Source organism: Arenibacter sp. F20364, assembly GCF_023015905.1.
Lineage (GTDB): Bacteria > Bacteroidota > Bacteroidia > Flavobacteriales > Flavobacteriaceae > Arenibacter.
This window is the reverse complement of record NZ_JALKBD010000133.1, coordinates 1-728: the sequence shown is the minus strand read 5'-3', so window position 1 is coordinate 728 and position 728 is coordinate 1. Positions and strand designations below refer to the sequence as shown.

Below are 728 nucleotides of genomic sequence, written 5' to 3'. Positions count from 1 at the left end.
TCACCGCTCATCCTGAACCTCGGGGCCCTGGAAAGCCACTTGTTGTCGGGGTCGGCCTTTTTGGACTCCTCCGTGGCTATGGAGCTTTGCTGGTAGGTGGCCGAGAGCATTATTTTCTTTAGAAGGTATTTGATGTCCCAATCGTGCTCCATAAAATCTTTCGCCAACCAATCCAACAAATGCGGATGGGTGGGAAGACTGCCTTGCACCCCAAAATCTTCGGAAGTTTCCACAAGCCCTCTTCCGAACAACATCCCCCAGATCCTGTTCACAAAGACCCTTGCCGTTAGGGGATTGTTCTCATCGGTCACCCACTGGGCCAGTCCCAATCTGTTCTTTGGAAGCTCTTCCGAAAAGGGAAGTATTATTTCCGGGGCCTTGGGAGTTACTTCCTCTCCGGGACTGTCATACTCCCCTCGATTGAAAATATAGGTCTTTCTGGGCATGGAATCGTTCATGACCATCACCTTTACATCTTTACCTTCGGGCTTATTGATGAAGGACAGCACGCCCTTGGCCTCCTGATCGGTGATGGCGATAAAGGGGTCGTCCGCAAAATATTCCTTTCTATAGGCATCGCCAGCGGTTTTCTGAAGACCTTTCTCAGCAACATTGTTGAAAAAGGAATAGATTTCAAAATAGTCCCTTTGGGACAGCTGGTCGTATTTATGGTCATGGCATTTGGCACATTCCAGGGTAAGGCCCAATATCCCCTTCCCCAAGGTATT

The 728-nt window shown here is 49.3% G+C and carries 1 protein-coding gene; it reads right to left on the bottom strand.

From position 1 onward, the window contains the following. The coding region (locus MWU84_RS24030; RefSeq protein ID WP_246906566.1) for a DUF1553 domain-containing protein at positions 1-728 on the bottom strand (728 nt) is incomplete at both ends.